Below are 19,712 nucleotides of genomic sequence, written 5' to 3'. Positions count from 1 at the left end.
GGTTGATAGACGATAAAGAGCCTGTTTGAATAGTCCGGCATCATATGCGCCTGAACTACGAGCCTTTCGGCTGCTTGTGGTGATGTTCATCACTCTAGCTTGTTGTTTGGGAAATGTCAAGGATGAGACGGGCTGGGGCGTAGAATCTCGCTCCGGCGGCTGATGAAGCTGGCTTTCCTGACCAGTTTGATGGGATTCCCTGTATACAAGGCTATTTTTTCGAGGCAGGCTTTTTCCTTGATTGCGCAAGGTTTATGAGGGCGGTCAGCACCAGACAAATGGCGGTAGGAATAATGATGATGTTCCACGTGCTTGCTTTTTGCAGAACCAGGTATATCTGAAGCGCAGGCAGAACCAGAAACATCACGGCTGCTGTCCCCCAGGCTTTGACGAGCCAGCGATTTTGCAGCCATGTTTCGCGTGTCTTCATGTGCATAGTAAATGTCTGGCGCTCAAGGGCAAACTTCTCGCGTGCTGCATTGAGCGTTTCTCTTTCATGAAGGAGTTCCTGGCGAATGATTGCGGCCTGCTGCTCTACGGTTGCCAACTTCTGGCGCAGCGCGGCTTCTCGCTCGGCTTGCTGCTTTGTCAGCCAATCAATGATCGCTTCCTGTATTGACTCGAAAAGCTTGGGAATGCGCTGTGGAGTGGTGCGGAGTTGATGCTCAGCCTGGCGAACGTCTTCTTCCGCTGCCAGATGGACCGCTTCTAGAAAATTTTCGTAAAGATGGGTATATTGCTGCTGGATTTCATCGCGTTCCTGGGCTACATGGGCGCTCTGGGCTTCATGCCTGGTGAGTTCTTCCCGAAGGTGTCTTATTTCTTCACGGGCGCGAGCGATAATCTGATTCAGGTCGCGGTGCGTATTGGCGGTTGCCTGGCTGGTGTTTGGCCGGCGCCAGGGTGGTGTTTCAGAGATCGAAGTATGTTCACCTGCAAGCTCATGTGTTTGCTCCGGGGTGTTCTGGCTTGCTATTTCAGATTCGCTCGTCACTTTTTCTTCTCCTCTTTCGCGGGTATGGGTAGGTGATAGCGTCTTCTATTGCCTGGCGCCACAAGGAAACAACGAGAGGAGGTGTTTCTAGTATAGCAGGGCTGCTCGGCTGTGTCAACTCATTCTGGTTGCTCATCCAGCGCATATTGCATTGAGCGAGGCAGAAGAAGCCTGCGAAGAGCCAGGGGTTTTACCAGGCTCAATGAAGAGGGCAAGAGGCGATGTGGAGAATGGATGTGATCCACATCACCTGAAGCATGAGTCGTTGAACAGAGGTGTGTGCCAGGTAGAGGTAAATTGGGACTGCCGCTAGGCGTTTCTCTGCGCGACTTCAGCAGATCTTACGGCAATTGGTTGAACTTTGCCGATATAACCTGAACGAAGTTTGGCGCCATCGCGCCAATACGCATACCAGTAGGGTCCGTGACCTACGCTCGTTTTGCACGTACTACAAGTAGGTTTACCGCACTTGCGGTATTGCAGTTGATAGGTAATGTGCTGATCTGCTGGTAGTTCAGTCATTGATGTCCACCTCTTCCGCTTGTTCCATGCGGTGTTTACCGAGATTTTCGAGCCTGCCAGCAGAGGCTAGCTCTACTTGTAGCCGGGTTGGCGCTTCCATACCATTGCTCGCTTTCATTGAAAGCATACCATCAATCAATGAATATCGGCTGAAAGCTATAGGCGCCAATGCTGAATGTTTATTCATTTTGGTAGGTTGTCGAGAAGGAAAAAGCCCAAGTGGTTTGACAGTTTTTTCATTTAAGGTGCGGATATTTTTCTGAGTAGTCCGTTATATCTCCCAGAGGGAAGCCATCGGTAGTCTTTGGAGATAAGTGGCCTTTATGCTTCAGCTATCCAGCGTCGAAAGGATATGCTTTACTCATGGAAACGTTGCACGCGCTTTTAATACACCCTTATCCTGGGCAGATTGACAAGGCTCCACGAGAGTTAGGATGGCTTATCGAGCGTCTTCCGGCGCTGCCTGAATTGCTTGTCGCACGCTTTTTCCGTAGTCAAGGGGAGGCGCATACCTATCTCATCTTGACCACCTGGGATCCAGAAGCAGGAAGAAAGATGGAGGGAGATGACTTGATGGAAAGCGCAGGCAGCGCCGTGGCTTTACAAAGGCCAGATCAGTACCGGCTGACGCTTCCAGGGCAGGTGGAAGGAGAGACTGAGGAGTGGTTCCTCCGTTATATCTGGGGGTATAGCCGTTCTGGTGTGGAGGCGCGCCATGCTATTGTTCTGGTGGTCAGCAGGATAGTCGGACAGCAGACCCACATGCGTCAGCGTTGGATAGCCGGATTGCGTACACTGGCGGCAGAAGCCCCGCTGGGACAGATCTTCCTGGCCCGCACCAGCCCCCAGGAAGCAAGAGAAGCAGAGCCGCTCTTTCTCTGCTACCTGGGGTGTGCTTCTGATGAAGCGAGCCAGGCGGTGCGCGCGCACCCTCTTTATGAAGAGATCGTAAACTGGCTGAGCCGATTTGCCCAGGTACGCAGCTTCGATTTTGCCCCCCTTTTTCCAGATTATCACGCGCCCACCTGAGCCTTCCCTTGTGGCGATGGGTTGTCTCTCGTGATAGAGCCGGTCTCCTTCCCCGTTTCAAGCAGCCGTTGAAGCTGATCGGCTGCTTGCGCTGGAAGCTGTTATGACCTTTTTCATGGCCCTGGGTTCCCTGGCTTCAGTTGCCCTTCTAGTCCTCTTGCTGGTATAATGGACCTGCGAACTGCCTGCATATGGTTGGGGCTATCGAGCGCGAACAAGCACTGCGGGGCAACTTGTAGGAGCTGCGGCTTCGATGAAACTTGGCGCCTACGTCTAGTGCCCCGAAAAGTTGGGCCTTCAGCGACGATGAGCGCGATACTGGTAATTGCTTAAAGTAGGCTGGGGTACAAGCCCGCAATATGATGAGGAGACGACGATGACTCGCATCATTAAGTTTTACGAGACAACACTGCGCGACGGCGAGCAGACACCTGGCATCAATTATTTTCCTGCGGAAAAGCTTCAGATAGCTCAGGCGCTGGCGGATATGGGCTTTGATACGCTCGATTGCGGCTTCCCGATCTCAGGCCCCGGCGAATTTGAAGCGGTGCAATTGATTGCTCGCAACGTTGCCACCGCGGAGATTTGCGCTATTGGCCGCGCGTTTCCCCAGGATATTGATCGAGCGTGGGAGGCCGTCAAAGACGCGGCGCACCCGGTCATCGAGCCGTTTATCAGCACCTCACCGCTGCATCGGCAGGCCAAACTCGGCAAGACACGAGAAGAGGTGTTGGAACTGGCCCGCACAGCGGTAGCGCGAGGACGGAGCTATACCGAGAACGTGGATTTTGCTCTGGAAGACACGACTCGCACCGAACATGATTTTATTTTTGAGGTGGTGGCCGCTGTCAGGAAAGAAGGCGTTCGCCACGTCACCATTTGTGATACCGTTGGGTTCGCGCTCCCCTGGGAGTTTGGCGAGTTGATCGCCGAACTCAAGCGCGAGTTTCCCGGCATCTTGCTCTCGGCCCACTGCCATGATGATCTGGGGCTGGCTGTTGCTAACGCAATGGAGGCCATTCGCAATGGCGTTGATCGCGTGGATACCTGTATCAACGGCCTGGGTGAGCGCGCGGGCAACGCGGCAACTGAAGAGGTTATCATGGCAATTCGGACCCGCCGCGCCGATCTGGATGTGGATGTCAAGGTGGATACGACCAAGATTATCTCGACCAGCCGGTTGGTGGCAAAGCTCAGCGGGATGCAGCCTCAGTGGACCAAAGCTATTGTTGGCGCGAACGCCTTTGCGCATGGCGGCGGTATCCATCAGGATGGTGTGCTGAAAGATGCGCGAACCTATGAAATCATGACGCCTGAATCGGTCGGACTGACTGCTGCTGATCGGCGTCTGTATGTTGGCAAGCTTTCCGGTCGCGCGGCCCTGGATGCCCAGATGCGCGAACTGGGCTATACGCTTGAGCGCGAGCAGTTGACGCAGGCATTTGAGTTGGTGAAGGTTCTGTTGTCGAAGAATCGTGTGGCCGAGGAGATGGACCTGCGCCGCATCGCTGAAACCGTTACGATTGCGCCAGCGCACGAGGCGGGAGATTAGTGGGGCAAGGGCTTTCTGACTGATCATATGGACCCACACCCGTCACGGTTGTCACTGTGGACACTGTTCTCACCGCTGAGAAGAACCTGGCAAGGAGTTTTTGATGGCAGCAATACCCAAAACATTGTTCGATAAGATCTGGGATGCTCATGCTGTGCGCGAGGCGCCGGGCGAACCTACGATCCTCTATATTGATCGTCATCTGGCCTATGAGGCGACTTCGCCCCAGGCATTTGAGGGTATCCGCCTGGCGGGGCGTACAGTGCGCCAACCCAACGCAACCTTTACTACGCTCGATCATAATGTGCCGACTCGCAGCCGCCGGGTTGAAGATATTGTGGACCAGAGCAGTGCTGAAATGATCGCCACGATGGAGCGCAACGCCAGTGAGTACAAACTGCCCTTCTTTGGTTTCAACGATCCACGCCAGGGGATTGTGCATGTGATTGGGCCAGAGTTAGGCATTACGCTCCCAGGGATGACGGTTGTCTGTGGCGATTCGCACACTTCCACGCATGGGGCGCTTGGCGCTTTTGCGATGGGCATTGGTACCAGCGAGGTGGAGCATGTGCTGGCTACGCAGTGTCTCCTGCAAAAGCGGCCCAGGACGATGGAAGTACGCATCGAGGGCCAGCTTCCGCCAGGGGTCTTTGCCAAGGATGTTGCCCTGGCCTTTATGGCGAAGTATGGTACGGCGATTGGTACCGGCTATGTTATCGAGTTTACCGGCTCAACACCGCGCGCGCTCACGCTGGAAGGCCGCATGACGCTCTGTAACCTGAGCATTGAGGCTGGGGCGCGCGCCGGGATGGTTGCGCCGGACGAGCGCACAATTGAGTATGTGCGTGGCCGACCTTTTGCCCCCAAAGGCGCGGAGTTTGAGCAGGCGGCGCGGTACTGGCTTTCGCTGCGCACCGACCCAGGCGCCGTGTATGATACATCGGTTGATCTGCGGGCTGATAATCTGTCCCCCCAGGTGACATGGGGGACGAACCCCGGCCTGGGCACGGACGTAACAGGCGTTGTTCCTGACCCTGCCCAGGCGGGTGATCCCAGCACGCGCAAAGCCTGGGAGCGCGCGCTGGCCTATATGGACCTGAAGCCTGGGACTCGCATTACCGATATTCCCCTTGATACCGTGTTTATCGGCTCCTGCACCAACTCACGGATTGAGGATTTGCGCGAAGCGGCGCGCTACGCGAAGGGGCGCAAGGTTGCCTCTGGCGTCACGGCGATTGTCGTGCCAGGTTCAACAACGGTGAAACGTCAGGCTGAAGAGGAGGGGCTGAGCGACATCTTCCGCGAGGCTGGCTTCGAGTGGCGCGAGTCGGGGTGCAGCATGTGCCTGGCGATGAATGGCGACCAGCTTGCGCCGGGCGAGCGCTGCGCTTCCACCAGTAACCGTAACTTTGAGGGTCGGCAGGGCAAAGGTGGCCGCACGCATCTGGTCAGCCCGGCAATGGCGGCTGCGGCAGCCGTCGCCGGTCATTTCGTTGATATTCGCGCCTGGCGAGTAGATAGCTAGCCACCGCTGAGGGATAGAGAGATTTATGGAACCATTTGTGACGCTTGAAGCCATTGTCGCGCCGTTAGACCGCGAAAACGTCAATACCGATGACATAACGCCTGTTCGTTATCTCAAGTCTATCCGTCGAACAGGATTTGGTCCGGCGATTTTCGCTAACTGGCGCTATCTGGATAACCAGAACACGCCCAATCCAGATTTTGTGCTGAATCAGCCGCGCTATAAAGGCGCGCAGATTTTGCTGACGCGCGCCAATTTTGGCGCAGGCTCGTCGCGTGAGCATGCGCCCTGGGCGCTGCGGGAGTATGGTTTCCGCTGCATCATTGCCCCCAGTTTCGCCGACATTTTTTATAACAACAGCTTCAACAATGGCATGCTCCTGCTTACGTTGGAGAAGAGTGAGATTGATACCCTCTTCAGCGAAGTCCAGGCAACCGAAGGCTATCGTCTCAAGGTGGACTTGCCAAGTCAGACAGTCACCAGGCCATCTGGAGAGAGTTTTGCGTTTCAACTTGATGCCTTTAAGAAAGAGTCGTTGTTGAAGGGTCTTGATAACATCGGCTGGACGCTTCAGTATGCCGATGACATTGCGCGCTACGAGGATCATCGCCGCCAGGAGACCCCCTGGGTTTTTATTCAGCACTGAGCATGCGGCGCATTTCGCGCAATGAAGTAGCACTTTTTGGGGAGAGCTATTGACGCCGCCTGACGGTGTTTCTATAATCAGGCTCATCAAAGCGCCTGGCCTACCTTCGACCAGAGAGGTGAGCTATCAACTGAAGCCATGAAAAGCTTCCTAATTTTCATTTTCATGGCGGGTAGGGCGTTTCTGGTCGAACAGTCGAGAGAAGCAGAACGCAGCCCTGCCTTGTCGAAGGATGAGAGATGATTAAAGAAAGCCTGCTGGTCCCTCTAAAGAAGCGTCGCAGCGAGCGTGGTCAGAGCCTGGTGGAGTTTGCTCTGGTTGCCCCACTGCTTTTGTTGGTGATCTTTGGGACGATTGAGTTTTGCTTCCTCTTTCAGAGTGTGAATACGGCGAATTTTGCGGCGCGGGAAGGGGCGCGTGTTGGGGCGGTCCTGGGGCCGACTGATGCCGCTGCTGACAGCAAGATCATTCAGGCGATTTTCTCCGCGAGTTCAGGGGGAACGTCTCTGTTGTTCAGCGATATTCAGATGATCGAGATCTTCAAGTCCAGCGCGAATGGTTCTATCCCGGCGCCGCTGGCAAGCTGCGCCCAGCAAGCCGACGAGGATGTCTATGATGGGCAGGGCAACCCCTGCCCTGGCACACTGGGCTGGCCCCCTGCTTCGCGTAATGCCACCTTCAATGCTGCCGATTACCTGGGAGTGCGCATTACGTTTGCCTATAACTGGGTGACATCTTTTGTTTCTGCTTCTCGGGGCCAGTTTGTGATGACCAGTGTTTCTATACAACTCATCGAACCACAGACATTTTAATGATGCCTGCTTGATAAGGAGGGAGGATGTCGTGGACGCCTGGGAAGTGGAGCGTGTGCAACACCCTGGCCTGGATAAACGACGCCGCCAACGAGGGCAAGCTCTTGTTGAATTTGCGGTACTCATGAGCATTATGTTTCTTCTGCTCGCGGGCGGTGTTGATCTTGGCAGCCTTTTGGATAGCCATCTGGCTGTCGTCTATGCGACTCGCCAGGCTGCCCGAACTGGCGCCGAAGAAGATACGAATCCAGGGGCGGATTGCGCCATTTTAGGGGCTGTTTATGCTGCGACGCAGAATTTGACACTGGTGACAGTTACGCAGATTATTATTTATAAGGCAGACAGTAACGGGAACCCCACTACGGATCAGGAGGTCTTTCTAGGTAATCCTGGTTGCCCAAACCCTGCCACTCCACCCACACCAAGCTCTGGTAGCTGGGATCCTTCTAAACGCCAGGTTTCGCCTCCCAACGAAGATTCGCTGGGGGTAGAGATAGACTATACCTATAGCTGGCAGACGGCCTTTATTGCGACTGGCAGCTATCAAGGAACAGATCGAACGGTAATGAAGTTGAATCCGGTGGTCTAGCTGCGCGCGGCATGTGCAGCCGCGCTTAAGAGTCATCCCTTCCAGCAAGCTATGCTGTTTTCCTCGAAACTTGCCGGGAGGGATGGTTACTTAGTCGTTTCCAGGAAGCCGCCGGGTTCGCGCTAACTTTTTGCTCCCCGGGATGTCGGCTCGTGAAGTCCTTCTCAAGATAGGATGGCCCTTAGCGCCCGCTTTTCGCCCGCTCGTACCGTTTAGCAATCTCGTCCCAGTTGACGACGTTCCACCAGGCGTTGAGATAATCGGCGCGGCGGTTTTGGTACTTCAGGTAATAGGCATGTTCCCAAACATCGTTGCCCATGACTGGAAAGTGGCCGTCCATTAGGGGGCTATCTTGATTTGCCGTTGAGATGACTTGCAGCCTTCCGCTATTGTCGAGGACCAGCCAGGCCCAGCCGGAGCCAAAGCGTTTTGTTCCAGCATCGTTGAAGGCAGCTTTGAACTGATCAAACGAGCCAAATGCTTGCGTGATCGCCTGAGCGAGCGCGCCAGAGGGTTCGCCACCGCCGTTGGGCTTCATGATTTGCCAGAACATGCTGTGATTGACATGCCCGCCGCCGTTGTTGCGCACGGCAGTGCGAATATTTTCTGGTATCTCGTTAATCCGGCGCATCAGGTCTTCGATAGCCAGGTTCTCAAACTGGCTCTGGCCTTGCAAGGCGTTGTTGAGGTTGGTCACGTAAGCCTGGTGGTGTTTGTCATGGTGCAGGCGCATCGTCTGTTCATCAATGTGTGGTTCAAGCGCGGTGTAGTCGTAAGGCAAAGGTGGGAGTTCAAACGCCATAACTAGAAACCTCTTTCTCGTGCAGAGTACCGTCATACGCTGAGGCTGCCATCAGCCTGTTCGCAGATACATACCTCGATGATCTGGACACAGTATATCACCAGATTACGGCAACAAGCGAGGGATAGCTGCTCTATTCCCCTACTCTGTTCTGCGCATCGCATATCCTGTGCCTGCTTCAATGAGCGCAGGAGAAAGGGCCTGGTTACGCTCTGGCCGGTTCTACTCTACATTGCGCCCCAGCGTGGGCTTGCAAAGAATGGGTAGGCAATTTCTTGTCTCTTGCCATGAATGTTTACAAAATTTTTATAACGCTGCTGATTTTCTTACACCGTATTTACACATAGCCAGGTACACTCAGATTGTAAGGTTCCAGAGCAGATTGGCAGGTAACACTCTACTCAGAGGAGGGTACATGGCAACTTATCTCGGCGCATCATCCCCATCATCTTCTCATCCCACGCATTGGTTTCATTCCTGGCTTACCTCTGGCCGAGGTCGGGGCATCATGCCGGTCCTGGCCTTGTTCGTGTTGGTTCTTTCGGGGACACTGGCCGGCTGCGGCAGCACTGGCGGAGGTGGGAACAATACGCTGCTCTTTGGAGCGCCGATCTCGCTCACCGGAGCAACGTCCACAGAAGGAAACCTGACCCTGGAGGGATACAAGCTCTGGGCGAAGGAGATAAATGCACACGGTGGCATCAAGGTTGGGAACACGAACTATCAGGTGCAACTGAAGTGGTATGACGACCAGAGCAATCCTACCAAGAGTTCCCAGTTGACACAGCAGTTGATCACGAAGGACAAGGTAAACTTCCTGCTCGGCCCCTACGGTACTGCGGCTACCCTGCAAGATGAAGCAATAGCCGAGCAGTATCAAATCCCGATGGTCGAGGGAAATGGCGCGGCGAAATCGATCTTCGCCAAAGGCTTCCACTATATCTTTGGTGTCCTCAGCCCTGCCGAAAAGTATGCGAGCGTCATGCTTGAGGCGGCGCTCTCCCTGGCGACTCCACCAAAGAATGTGGCGATCATCTTCGCCAATGATTCGTTCTCTGTTGAGGTGGCCGAGGCGGCCAAAGCATTCGCCGACAGTCATAATCTGCCCGTGACTTACTACCAGCAGTACCCGGCAAACACTACCGATCTGACGGGTGTGCTGACGGCTCTCAAGACCACCGGCCCCGGCGGCAGCTTGCCTGATATGATCCTGGGGTCGGGCCACGAGAACGAAGCGTTGGTGACGATGAAGCAGGCCAAGCAGCTAGGGATTAACGCCAAGCTGTATGCTTTCACCGTTGGCCCGGCGACCCCTGATTTCGCTACCGCGCTTGGCGCTGATGCCAACGATATACTGGGCAGCGCGCAGTGGACGGCTCAGGCGAAATATCAAGGCATTGATGTCTTCAGCACGCCAGCCAACTATGAGCAGCTCTATGTCAAGGAGTATAACCACGAGCCTTCTTACCAGTCGGCTGAGTCAACAGCAGCCGGTCTGGCCTTCCAGTATGCTATCCAGCAGGCGGGATCGATTGACCCCAAGAAGGTGCGAGATGCCCTGGCGAACCTGGACATCACGACCTTTTATGGTGAACTGCGTTTCGATTCTACCGGCTCCAACACCTTCAAACCGATGGCGACCATTCAGATCCAAAATGGCAAGATCGTCACCGTCTACCCGGCCAATATCGCCAACGCGCCACTGATCTACCCAACGCCGCCTTTCGGCAGCCGCTAGGCGCTGTCTCACCGGGACTGGCTGCGGCTCGTAGCTATGCTGCGAGCCGCAGCCAGCCTGCTGCGTCCTCGCCTGTGCCATCGGGGCATCCGGCGATCCTCTGTTGTAGCGAAGGGAGAGCATTTATGCCCTGGGGGCAAGCAGTTGTCAACTGGCTCCTGGTCGGCAGCTTTTATGCTGCTGTAGCCCTGGGCTTTTCTCTGGTCTGGGGCATTATGAATATTGTCAATCTGGCGCATGGCTCCTTTGTCCTCGTTGGCGCCTATACCACTTTCTGGATATTTACCTCCCCCCTGCATCTAGATCCGTTCCTTGGTATTCCGATCTCGATGCTGGTCCTGTTTGTCCTGGGGTGGATTGTGCAATATGTCGCCATCAACCGTATCATCCGGGCGCCCTTCCTGGTGACGTTCATGCTGACCTTCGGGCTGGACCTGCTGATTGCCGATTTGCTGCAACAATTCTTCAAGAGCGACGCGCGCTCTGTCAATGTGGCCTACTCAGGCGCTGGCCTCAACTTTGGTTCGACGCATATCGCTTTTGACCAACTGATCGCAGCGGCCATCGCCCTCCTGCTGACTGTGGCACTGAGCCTCTTCCTTGAGCGCACCCGCACCGGCAATGCCATTCTGGCGACTGGCATGGACCGCGATGCGGCGCGTCTGATGGGCATCAGCATTCGGCGTATCTACGCGCTGACCTTTGGCATCGGCGCGGCGCTGGCTGGAGCTGCTGGAGCGATGCTGGCTGAACTCAAGTCCTTCGACCCCTCCCAAGGCGGCAGCTTCACCCTTTCGGCTTTTGTCATTGTGATTCTCGGTGGTCTGGGTACACCCTGGGCAGTTATTGCTGGTGGACTCGTTTTCGGCCTGGCCGAGACGGTAGCGCCGCTCATCTCCTGGATTGGCCCTGGGTATAATAATGTCATCGCATTCTTGCTGCTGGTCGCCGTCCTTGTCTTGCGACCAAAGGGCTTGCTGGGCAAGGCGTTCTACTCGTGAGGAGGAATCGCATGGCGACAAGCGCAAAGCCATCGGCGTCCCCGACGACCACTGCTTCCCCCCCAGCAGCAAAAGAGGGGCGGGGATGGCTCTGGTCCCTGCTTGGGGGGCTGGTCATTCTAGCGTTCATCGGCCTGACTCCATTCACTGGCGATGCGTCCGATCTGCATACCTGGACGCTCATCTTGATGTATTGTGTCCTGGCGCAAAGCTGGAACTTTATCGGCGGTTTTGCCGGCTACGCAGCCTTCGGGAATGCAGCGTTCTTTGGCATCGGCGCTTATACCGTTGGCCTCTGCTTGCAGGCCAACATACCTTTCCTGGTAGGGTTGGTGGGAGGCGCATTGATTGCTGGCCTCTTTGCCTTCCTGCTGGGGCTGCCGGTCCTCCGGCTGCGGGGCCACTATTTTGCCATAGCCACCCTGGGTATCGCTGAGGCGCTGCGTGAATTGGTTGCAGTTCGCAATATCGGCGGCAGCGGTGGCGAGGTTTCTTTGTTCCCGCCAGGTCTCGCGGCCTATCAGTATTTCTTCTACGCGTTTTTGGGACTTTCTCTGCTGTGCTTGCTGATCACTGTTCTGCTGACGCGCAACAAATTCGGCTACGCGCTGGTCGCTATCCGCGAAAACGAGCAGGCGGCAGAGGCGCTGGGCATCGCTACGTACTGGTATAAAGTCAGCGCCTTTGTGCTGAGCGCGATTCCAACCGCGCTGGCTGGTGGGCTGTATGCCTACTGGCTGATTGGTTTCGACCCCTTCACGGTTTTTGATGTGGGCATCTCGGTGGAGATGGTCTTGCTCACGTTCCTGGGGGGCGCTGGAACCATTCTTGGCCCGCTGGTGGGAGCCATCATCTTTGAATACGGCTCCTATCAACTGGATGTCAGCGGATTTAGTATCCATAATACCTTGCTTGGCGCGGCTATCGTCATCGTCACCATATTGCTGCCGCAAGGACTCTTACCGCTGGTGCAGGAATTCTTCCAGAAACCCGCGCCGGGAGCCGCCCGCAGCAATCGCTTTATTGAAGGAGCGCGACGTGTCCGACGGTTCATCGCCGATAACGGCATCTGAAGCCCCTTTAGGAGCAGCGCAAGCCTTTGCTGTGCCTTTGCTTCAGTTGGAAAACATCGGCAGGCGTTTTGGTGGCCTCCCGGCGGTGGATAGCCTCAGCTTCGTGGTAACGCCAGGTGAGGTGCTGGGCATCATCGGCCCCAACGGCGCCGGTAAATCAACGCTGGTGAATCTGATCGCTGGCGCGCTCAGGCCAACTGTCGGCAAGGTCATCTATCAAGGCAAGGATATTAGCCGTATGCCTGCCAATCGCCGGGCGCACCTGGGCATCGCGCGCACGTTTCAGATTACCCAACCATTTACCGGTCTGGATATTCGTGAAAACGTTCTGATAGGCGCGCTCTTTGGTCAGCGGCATCTGGGTCGTTACGCGGCGCTGCGCGTGGCTGATGAGGTACTGGGGCTGGTGGGGCTGGCCGACAAAGCGGCCCTCAAGGGGAACCAGCTTACTACCGCTGACCGGAAACGGCTGGAACTCGCCCGCGCATTGGCAACCAACCCAACGCTTTTGTTGTTGGATGAGGTTATGGCCGGGCTGACTCCTACCGAGGTCGCGCAAGCGGTTTCCTTGATCCGCGCGATCAACCAGACGGGCGTAACTATCATCGTCATCGAGCATGTGATGCAGGCCATTATGGGCGTGTCTGACCGGATTCTGGTCATGCACCACGGACGGAAAATCGCTGAAGATGCGCCTGAGCAAGTACTCTCCGACCAGAAAGTGATCGAAGCCTATCTGGGCGAGCGTTATCTCCGGCAGCGCCAGGCGCAGCAAGCGCAGATGGGGGATAAGGAAAGGCAGCATCAGCACGATGAATGACTCTGCAAAGAGGTCAGTGTCCCAGGAGAGCAAGATTGCGGCATCGCTTTCTCGATCTACGCTGCCGCTGCTCACTATCCAGAATCTAGCGACTGGCTATGGTGATAATCAGGTTCTCTGGGATGTGTCTCTGGAGATTCTCTCTGGTGAACTGATTGCCCTAGTAGGGGCTAACGGCGCAGGCAAAACGACGCTTCTGACCACGATCTCGCGCCTGCTGCCAGTCTGGAGAGGCAGTATCACCTTTGCCGGACGTGAGATTGCCCGCGTCGGCGCGGAACAGGTAGTCAGGCTGGGGCTGGCACACATCCCCCAGGGCCGCCGACTTTTTGCTGGACTCAACGTCGAAGAGAATCTCCGGCTTGGCGCCTATACCCACCGAGCTGGTTCAGCGCGCGCCATCGCCGACGATCTTGAGCGTGTCTTTACCTTCCTGCCCAAGCTGCGTGAGCGCCGCAAGCAGCTAGCAGGATCGCTTTCCGGCGGCGAGCAGCAAATGTGCGCTATTGGGAGAGGATTGATGGCTCGCCCGGAGCTGCTGCTGATTGACGAACTGTCGCTCGGTCTGGCGCCCAACGTGGTTGATGACATCCTTGCGGCGCTGGATACTATCCACCAGCAGGAAAAACTGAGTATTCTGCTGGTTGAGCAGGATGTCCAGATTGCACTGGAACGAGCGGATCGGGGCTATGTGATTGAGAACGGGCGCATCGTCCTGAGTGGCTCAGCCAGCGCCCTTATGGACAGTCCACAGGTGCGCGCCGCCTATCTCGGAGAGCGAGGCGTCAGCAAGCCAGACGAGCCAGCAGCAGAGGCTCAACTGGGTAAGTAGCTCTTGCATTAGTAGACAGGAGGTGCATAATAACAGAGAAACTGATAGTCTCTTAGTCCTCCTGTTGGAGAGCGGTTTCGTGCTGGGAGCGGCGCTATGACACGCATCAGACATCAATCACTGCTCGTGCAACTGCTCAGCGGCTATTTGCTCTTTGTCCTGATCGTCCTGGGTACTGGATTGATGGTGAATGCCGTCGTACAGCAGGAGTTGCAATCCCAGGTGCAGGCGTCAGACCTCGCTCTGGCCCAGGAGATGGCTATCGAGACCAGCATCAAGCTCGGCAACGCGAAAGCGTCGGTAGCCGATCTCAGCCAGCAGCAGGAGGTACGCCAGGGCGATCTGGCGGCGATGCAGCGAACTTTCAGCGCGTTTAAGATGGCTCGCAACGATATTGATCGCGTCTACTGGTTGGATGCTGACGGGGTGCTTCGTGTCTCAGTTCCACAAGACCCACTTACTCTGGGGGTCGATTTTTCCCACGATCCGCTGTCGGTCTATCAGAAGGCCAGGAACGCCACCAGCCCGGTTGTAGAAGAAGGAGTTGTCGATCTGACTACCTTTGATGCGGTGGTAGCGGTGGCTCAGGCGGTACGTAGCCCTGATGGGATGTTACAGGGGATCGTCGCCACGAATCTCTCGCTCAATGTCCTCAGCGTTCCGCTCCGCACTGTCATCAATGCCCAGGAACGCCAGCAACACCACCTGCTCATCAGTCTCCTCGATCAAGATGGGCAGCTTATCGGTACCTCCGAACGTGAACGGCTCCTTCAGCCAGTAGAGAGTGAGCTACCCGGGGCAAGCGATGCGCTGGCCGGACACCCAGCGACCAGGCTGGGGAGTGGGCCAGATGGGCGAGAGTGGCTCTTCAGTTCTGTCCCGGTTCCAGGCACTGGCTGGGCTGTCGTAGTGCAGCGACCTGCCGATGAAGCCCTGGCCGTCATTTACCATTTTCGTACCTGGCTTGTGGTCGCGGCGGTGCTTTTCGCACTAGGAGGCTGCTGCTTCTGGCTCCTGCTCACGCGACGGGTGATTCAACCGCTGCAAACACTGGCAACCCGCTACCGAGCTTTTCCCCCTCCCCGCGTGCCAACGTTGCCTTCCATTTCGTTGCTCACGCAGCGGAGTGACGCGGTGGGCGAACTGACCCGCTCGCTGCAACGGCTGGAAGGCGATGTCAGCACTCAGTTAGCCGAACTCCGCACCCTACTTGAAACCTCCAGCGCGGTGGTCGCATCGCTTGATCCGCAAGCTGTAGCGGAAACTATCATTGACCAGGCGCGGCGGCTGGTCAATGTGCAGGCCGTTACCGTGTATGTTGAAGACGAGCAAGAGGGTTTACGGGTACTCGCCAGTGAGGGACGAAGCGCCGCTCTGCGTCAGGGTTTTCGCCTCTCGCCTGATGACCAGGAATCACCCTCTATGCTGGCCCTGCGTAGTGGGCATCCGGTGCAAATGCTGGCAGAGGAAGGTAAGTTCTTTCCGGCTATTTCCTATGCCGAAGGCTTCCGCTCCATCCTGTCCATCCCAATTATCAGCAGCCATGTGGGGAGCGTGGTGCTGGTGGTCCATCGGACACACCCTCAGCCCTTCAGTGTTCACGAAGTAGATCTGCTGCTCACCTTTGCCAACTATGCTATGCTGGCCTGGGAGCATGCCGTCCTCTACGAGCGCAGCGATGAACGGCTCCGTGAGATCGCCAAAGAAAACAAGCGCCTCTATTTACGGGCCAGGAAAGAAAAACAGACTCTGGCCGCCATCATGAGCAGTATGAGTGATGGGCTGATCCTGGCGAGCGTCAATGACAACGTACTCTATGCGAACCCTGGCGCGAAAGCCATCCTTGGGTCGTTGGTGGCTGTGCTGGAGGATAACTCCATCGCCTCGATCCACGCGGCCTTGCGTGGCGCCAGCGCGAGCCAGGACGATTACGATGCCATGCTTGCACGTATAGCTCAGGGCGAGACCCCAACCTGGGTCATGGAGATGAGTGCAGGAGCGCAAAAACGGTCCATCCGGCTTCAGGTCTTTGACGTGCATGATGAGTCGGGCCTGGTCAGTGGGCGCGGCCTCCTTCTACGCGATGTGACCCGCGAGCGCGAAATCGACCAACTCAAGACGACGCTTCTGGCGACTGTCGGGCATGAGTTACGGACACCACTCTCTATTATCAAGGGGAATGCCTCGACGCTGCTTCAGGAAGATGTAACCTGGTCAGCAGAAGACCAACATCACTTTCTCCAGGTCATTAGCGCGCAGGCAGATCGCCTGGCGCATCTGGTGAGCGACGTGTTGGATTTATCACGGCTGGAGGCGGGCATTCTCACCCTTCATCAGCGCCCCAGACAGCTTGGGGAACTGGTGGAGCAAGTTCTGCGCCAGCTTGACGTTGCTATCCCTTCTCTTTCAGTTGCGCTGCCAGAACAGCTTCCCCTGCTAGAACTGGATGGGCCGCGTATCGAAGTCGTTCTTCGCAATTTGCTTGCCAACGCGCGCGCCTATGGAGCGGGTGAAGTTCGCATCACTGCCAGGCTAGAGGAAGGACAGGTGGTCGTATCCGTGTGGAATGATGGACCTGGTATCACTCCTGATGAGCTTCCTCATATCTTTGAGCGTTTTTACAGGGCCAAGCAGGGCATCCAGCAGCGCTCAGGAGGCACAGGGTTAGGGTTAGCCATCTGCAAGGCAGTTATTGAAGCGCATAATGGCTCGATCTGGGCCGAAAGTAACGATCAGGGGACGGCTATTTCTTTTTCACTCCCCATTGGTCCTGCGTCTGCCAGAGAGGAAGCGCCTAGCGAGTATTTCCAAGGGCACCATGTTGTCTCAGGCTCACCTATTGGCGCTTGATCTGGATGCCTGGCGCTGCTAAGCGGGTACGCGCGAGAAGTTGCTGCCCTGGTCAAAGGAGCTGACCATGCCAACGAAACGAGTTCTGGTTGCTGAGGATGAGTTGGAATTGCGCGCTTTCATCTGTCGCAACCTGCGTGCGCGGGACTTTGCCGTTCTGGAGGCAAGCAGCGGCATTGAGGCGCTCAGACTCTGGGAGACAGATCACCCACAGTTGCTCATCCTTGATATTATGATGCCCTCTATGGATGGGTTAGAGGTCTGTCGTCGGATACGCGAGATCTCAACGGTACCCATTATCATCCTCACGGCGCTCGATGACGAGTGCGACAAAGTAGCAGCCCTTGATCTCGGCGCTGATGATTATCTGACGAAACCCTTTGGGGTGGAGGAGTTACTGGCGCGCGTCCGGGCAGCACTTCGGCGTGGTCAGTGGTTCGCACAGCCTCCCTCGGCGGGTGTGCGCCGCTATGGAGATCTGGAGATTGACCTCGAAGGGCGTGTGGTTCGTCTCTCTGGGGAGGATGTTCGTCTGACGCCAACAGAATTTGCCTTGTTAGAGCAACTTGTGACGAATGAGGGCAAGGTGTTAAGCCATCGAATGCTCTTACAGCGGGTCTGGGGGTCTGAATATGGGGAAGAGGCTGAATATGTGCGCGTGTATATGGGGCGTTTACGCCATAAGCTGGAGCCTGATCCAGCGAATCCACGTTATTTTGTGACTGAATCGGGCATCGGCTATCGCTTTATGGGTTCTTAAGAGCGCCTAATAAAACCCCTCTGGCGCAGGGCTACTTGTAAGTACAGCCTTCCAGGCGACACGACGATTGGTCGCCTGGAAGGTGGGCTACAAGTGAGGAGGCCGTTCTCCCTGGCGAAATTGCCCCTGTTCAATACAGCAGATCAACGCTTGATCTGGAAAACGAGGTGTCCGATGTGGCGCTGCGCTCGATGGAGATACGCTCCACTGCTGACGATAGCTCTATGCCTCCTGTTGACTGGATGTACTCCGACCTGGAAAGGAAGCGATAGCGCCGGGGGCGACATTACCTTTGGCGCGACCATTTCCATCACAGGAGAGCTGGCTCAAGAGGGTCAGTACACCCGCGATGGCTATCTCATGGCGATCAATACGATCAACGAGGAAGGGGGGCTGAGAGTTGGGGGGAAAGTCTATCGTCTGGCGCTTCGCTATTATGATGACGAGTCCCAACCTGATCTGGCAGTCCACCTCTATGAGCAACTCATCAACAAAGATGAGGTCAATTTTCTCCTTGGCCCATACAGTTCAGATCTCACCGAAGCCGTTGCACCCCTGGCTGAACGCTATCATTTGCCGCTGGTGAGTTCCAACGGCTCGGCAGACAGTATCTTTGCTCATGGGTATCACTACGTTTTTGGGGTGCTGAGTCCAGCCACAGACTATCTGCGTGGGATTATTGCTGTCGTGCTGGCTAAAGATCCCACCGCCAAGACAGTAGCGTTGTTGGGCGCTAGAGATTCCTTCTCCAAAGAGGTGGTGGCAGGCGCAGCCGAATATGCTCAGAGTCGTGGGATGAAGGTAGTCTATCAAGACTTCTACCCTACGGATACGCAAGATCTCAGCCAACAACTGCTGGCGATTAAGGCGCTGCATCCCGACCTCCTCTTAGGTGCGGGCCATGTTCAAGATACGCTTCTGCTGGCGAAGCAGGCGAAAACGCTGTGTGTCTCGCCCAAAGCGATGGGTTTTAGTGTAGGGCCATCTTCAACGCTCTTTCGCGCGTATCTGCAAAGTCAGGCCAACTACATCTTTGGAGCAACCCAATGGACCAGCGCGCTCAAATATGAGGGCATTGATCCGTGGGGAACTCCAAAAGCCTACGCCGCAGCCTTCACTGCTCAATATCCTCTGTATCAAGAGATTCCCTACGAAGTCGCGGAGGCTTCGGCAGCAGTGATCGCGTTTGGACAGGCGCTGGAACATGCGAGCAGTCTCGATCCGCTTGCTGTGCGTGCCGCGCTTGCGCAGCTTGATGTGATGACCTTTTACGGGCGGATCAAATTTAACCAACAGGGAGCCAATATCTATAAGCCAATGGCTGTGGTGCAAATGCAACCAGATGGCAAGCAATACACAGTCTTTCCGTTTGATGTTGCCGAGCGAGCGGCGCTCTACCCGATGCCTTCTTGCAGGTAGCAGTAAGTAAGTCAAATAATCTATTGACTTGCTTGACAAAGACAAAAAGTCCCTGCTATACTCTCCACCAAGAAGGGAGAGCAGGAGGGATGATGACAACGCCCTGGAATCATCGTTTTTTCGCCACCACGCGCGGCCAACTGATTCTGCTTCTGCGTCGGGCCAGCCGAACTGTCGAGGAACTGGCCCAGGCGCTCCACCTGACGGATAATGCTGTGCGTGCGCACCTGGCAACGCTTGAGCGCGATGGGCTGGTTGCCCAGCAGGGGGTGCGTCGCGGTTCTGGCAAGCCCGCTTTTGTCTATGCCCTGGCTCCTGAAGCCGAGCGTTTGTTCCCAAAGGCATACGAAGCGGTGCTGCACCAGTTGCTCGACGTACTAGAAGAACAACTGCCTCCAACACAGGTCGAAGAATTTATCCGCGCCACCGGAAGGAGTCTGGGGAAGACATTGCCGACTCCGGCAGGCGATCTGAGAATGCGCCTGTGCGTCGCTACGGAAACGCTCAACGAGTTGGGAGGACTGGCGGAATTGGAGGAAGCAGAAGAGGTCTTCTGGATTCAGGGGCAGCTCTGCCCTCTGGCGACGCTGGTTCCAGACCATCCGCTGATGTGCCAGTTGGCTGAGGCGCTGCTGGGGGAACTGGTGGGAAAGCCAGTTGAGGAGCATTGCGCGCGAGGAGAAGCGCCTCATTGCCATTTTGCCGTGTCTAAAACCACATGAAGCCTGGGCTATTTGCCTGGAAAGGT

The 19,712-nt window shown here is 56.0% G+C and carries 17 protein-coding genes; 15 read left to right on the top strand and 2 right to left on the bottom strand.

Features of this window, described 5'->3' with window-relative positions; genetic code table 11:
* Window positions 1-211: 211 nt before the first annotated feature.
* The gene (locus VH599_01825; GenBank protein ID HEY7347029.1) at window positions 212-994 is read right to left on the bottom strand and encodes a hypothetical protein; all 783 of its coding nucleotides are present in this window, start codon (window positions 992-994) and stop codon (window positions 212-214) included.
* 885 nt (window positions 995-1,879) lie between these two features.
* Between VH599_01825 and VH599_01820 the strand changes: the two genes are divergently transcribed.
* The 6 genes from VH599_01820 to VH599_01795 all read left to right on the top strand — a co-directional run bounded on the left by VH599_01820 (window position 1,880) and on the right by VH599_01795 (window position 7,669).
* Window positions 1,880-2,545 carry a hypothetical protein gene (locus tag VH599_01820; GenBank protein HEY7347028.1) on the top strand — a complete coding sequence of 222 codons (666 nt, stop codon included), beginning with the start codon at window positions 1,880-1,882 and terminating at the stop codon, window positions 2,543-2,545.
* Window positions 2,546-2,921: 376 nt separating this feature from the next.
* Window positions 2,922-4,097 carry a 2-isopropylmalate synthase gene (locus VH599_01815; GenBank protein HEY7347027.1) on the top strand — a complete coding sequence of 392 codons (1,176 nt, stop codon included), beginning with the start codon at window positions 2,922-2,924 and terminating at the stop codon, window positions 4,095-4,097.
* A 103-nt stretch (window positions 4,098-4,200) separates the two neighbouring features.
* Entirely contained in the window at window positions 4,201-5,622 is a 1,422-nt protein-coding gene (gene leuC, locus VH599_01810; protein ID HEY7347026.1) for a 3-isopropylmalate dehydratase large subunit, read from the top strand.
* Window positions 5,623-5,647: 25 nt separating this feature from the next.
* Window positions 5,648-6,268 (top strand): 3-isopropylmalate dehydratase small subunit, encoded by a 621-nt coding sequence (leuD, locus tag VH599_01805; GenBank protein HEY7347025.1) that lies wholly within the window; start codon window positions 5,648-5,650, stop codon window positions 6,266-6,268.
* Window positions 6,269-6,507: 239 nt separating this feature from the next.
* Window positions 6,508-7,080 carry a TadE family protein gene (locus tag VH599_01800; protein ID HEY7347024.1) on the top strand — a complete coding sequence of 191 codons (573 nt, stop codon included), beginning with the start codon at window positions 6,508-6,510 and terminating at the stop codon, window positions 7,078-7,080.
* A 31-nt stretch (window positions 7,081-7,111) separates the two neighbouring features.
* Complete coding sequence (locus VH599_01795; GenBank protein HEY7347023.1) at window positions 7,112-7,669, top strand: TadE family protein; 558 nt, start codon at window positions 7,112-7,114, stop codon at window positions 7,667-7,669.
* 181 nt (window positions 7,670-7,850) lie between these two features.
* On the opposite strand, the gene VH599_01790 is transcribed toward VH599_01795, so the two are convergent.
* Window positions 7,851-8,471, bottom strand: a complete 621-nt coding sequence (locus VH599_01790; protein ID HEY7347022.1) for a superoxide dismutase — start codon at window positions 8,469-8,471, stop codon at window positions 7,851-7,853.
* 415 nt (window positions 8,472-8,886) lie between these two features.
* Between VH599_01790 and VH599_01785 the strand changes: the two genes are divergently transcribed.
* The 9 genes from VH599_01785 to VH599_01745 all read left to right on the top strand — a co-directional run bounded on the left by VH599_01785 (window position 8,887) and on the right by VH599_01745 (window position 19,686).
* Window positions 8,887-10,209 (top strand): amino acid ABC transporter substrate-binding protein, encoded by a 1,323-nt coding sequence (locus tag VH599_01785; GenBank protein HEY7347021.1) that lies wholly within the window; start codon window positions 8,887-8,889, stop codon window positions 10,207-10,209.
* 125 nt (window positions 10,210-10,334) lie between these two features.
* Window positions 10,335-11,210: a branched-chain amino acid ABC transporter permease gene (locus tag VH599_01780; GenBank protein ID HEY7347020.1), complete on the top strand. Its 876-nt coding sequence runs from the start codon at window positions 10,335-10,337 to the stop codon at window positions 11,208-11,210.
* 11 nt (window positions 11,211-11,221) lie between these two features.
* Entirely contained in the window at window positions 11,222-12,283 is a 1,062-nt protein-coding gene (locus VH599_01775) for a branched-chain amino acid ABC transporter permease (protein ID HEY7347019.1), read from the top strand.
* Entirely contained in the window at window positions 12,249-13,103 is an 855-nt protein-coding gene (locus VH599_01770; GenBank protein HEY7347018.1) for an ABC transporter ATP-binding protein, read from the top strand. The genes VH599_01775 and VH599_01770 overlap by 35 nt, the downstream gene beginning before the upstream one ends.
* 16 nt (window positions 13,104-13,119) lie before the next feature.
* Window positions 13,120-13,935: an ABC transporter ATP-binding protein gene (locus tag VH599_01765; protein HEY7347017.1), complete on the top strand. Its 816-nt coding sequence runs from the start codon at window positions 13,120-13,122 to the stop codon at window positions 13,933-13,935.
* 96 nt (window positions 13,936-14,031) lie between these two features.
* Complete coding sequence (locus tag VH599_01760; GenBank protein ID HEY7347016.1) at window positions 14,032-16,785, top strand: ATP-binding protein; 2,754 nt, start codon at window positions 14,032-14,034, stop codon at window positions 16,783-16,785.
* Between the two features lie 67 nt (window positions 16,786-16,852).
* Complete coding sequence (locus VH599_01755; GenBank protein HEY7347015.1) at window positions 16,853-17,545, top strand: response regulator transcription factor; 693 nt, start codon at window positions 16,853-16,855, stop codon at window positions 17,543-17,545.
* A 234-nt stretch (window positions 17,546-17,779) separates the two neighbouring features.
* Entirely contained in the window at window positions 17,780-18,964 is a 1,185-nt protein-coding gene (locus VH599_01750; protein HEY7347014.1) for an amino acid ABC transporter substrate-binding protein, read from the top strand.
* 89 nt (window positions 18,965-19,053) lie between these two features.
* Window positions 19,054-19,686, top strand: a complete 633-nt coding sequence (locus VH599_01745) for an ArsR family transcriptional regulator (protein HEY7347013.1) — start codon at window positions 19,054-19,056, stop codon at window positions 19,684-19,686.
* Window positions 19,687-19,712 lie beyond the last annotated feature (26 nt).

Source organism: Ktedonobacterales bacterium (assembly GCA_036557285.1).
Classification (GTDB): Bacteria; Chloroflexota; Ktedonobacteria; order Ktedonobacterales; family DATBGS01; genus DATBHW01.
The sequence above is the reverse complement of the archived record's forward strand: the minus strand, read 5'-3'. Positions and strand labels throughout refer to the sequence as shown.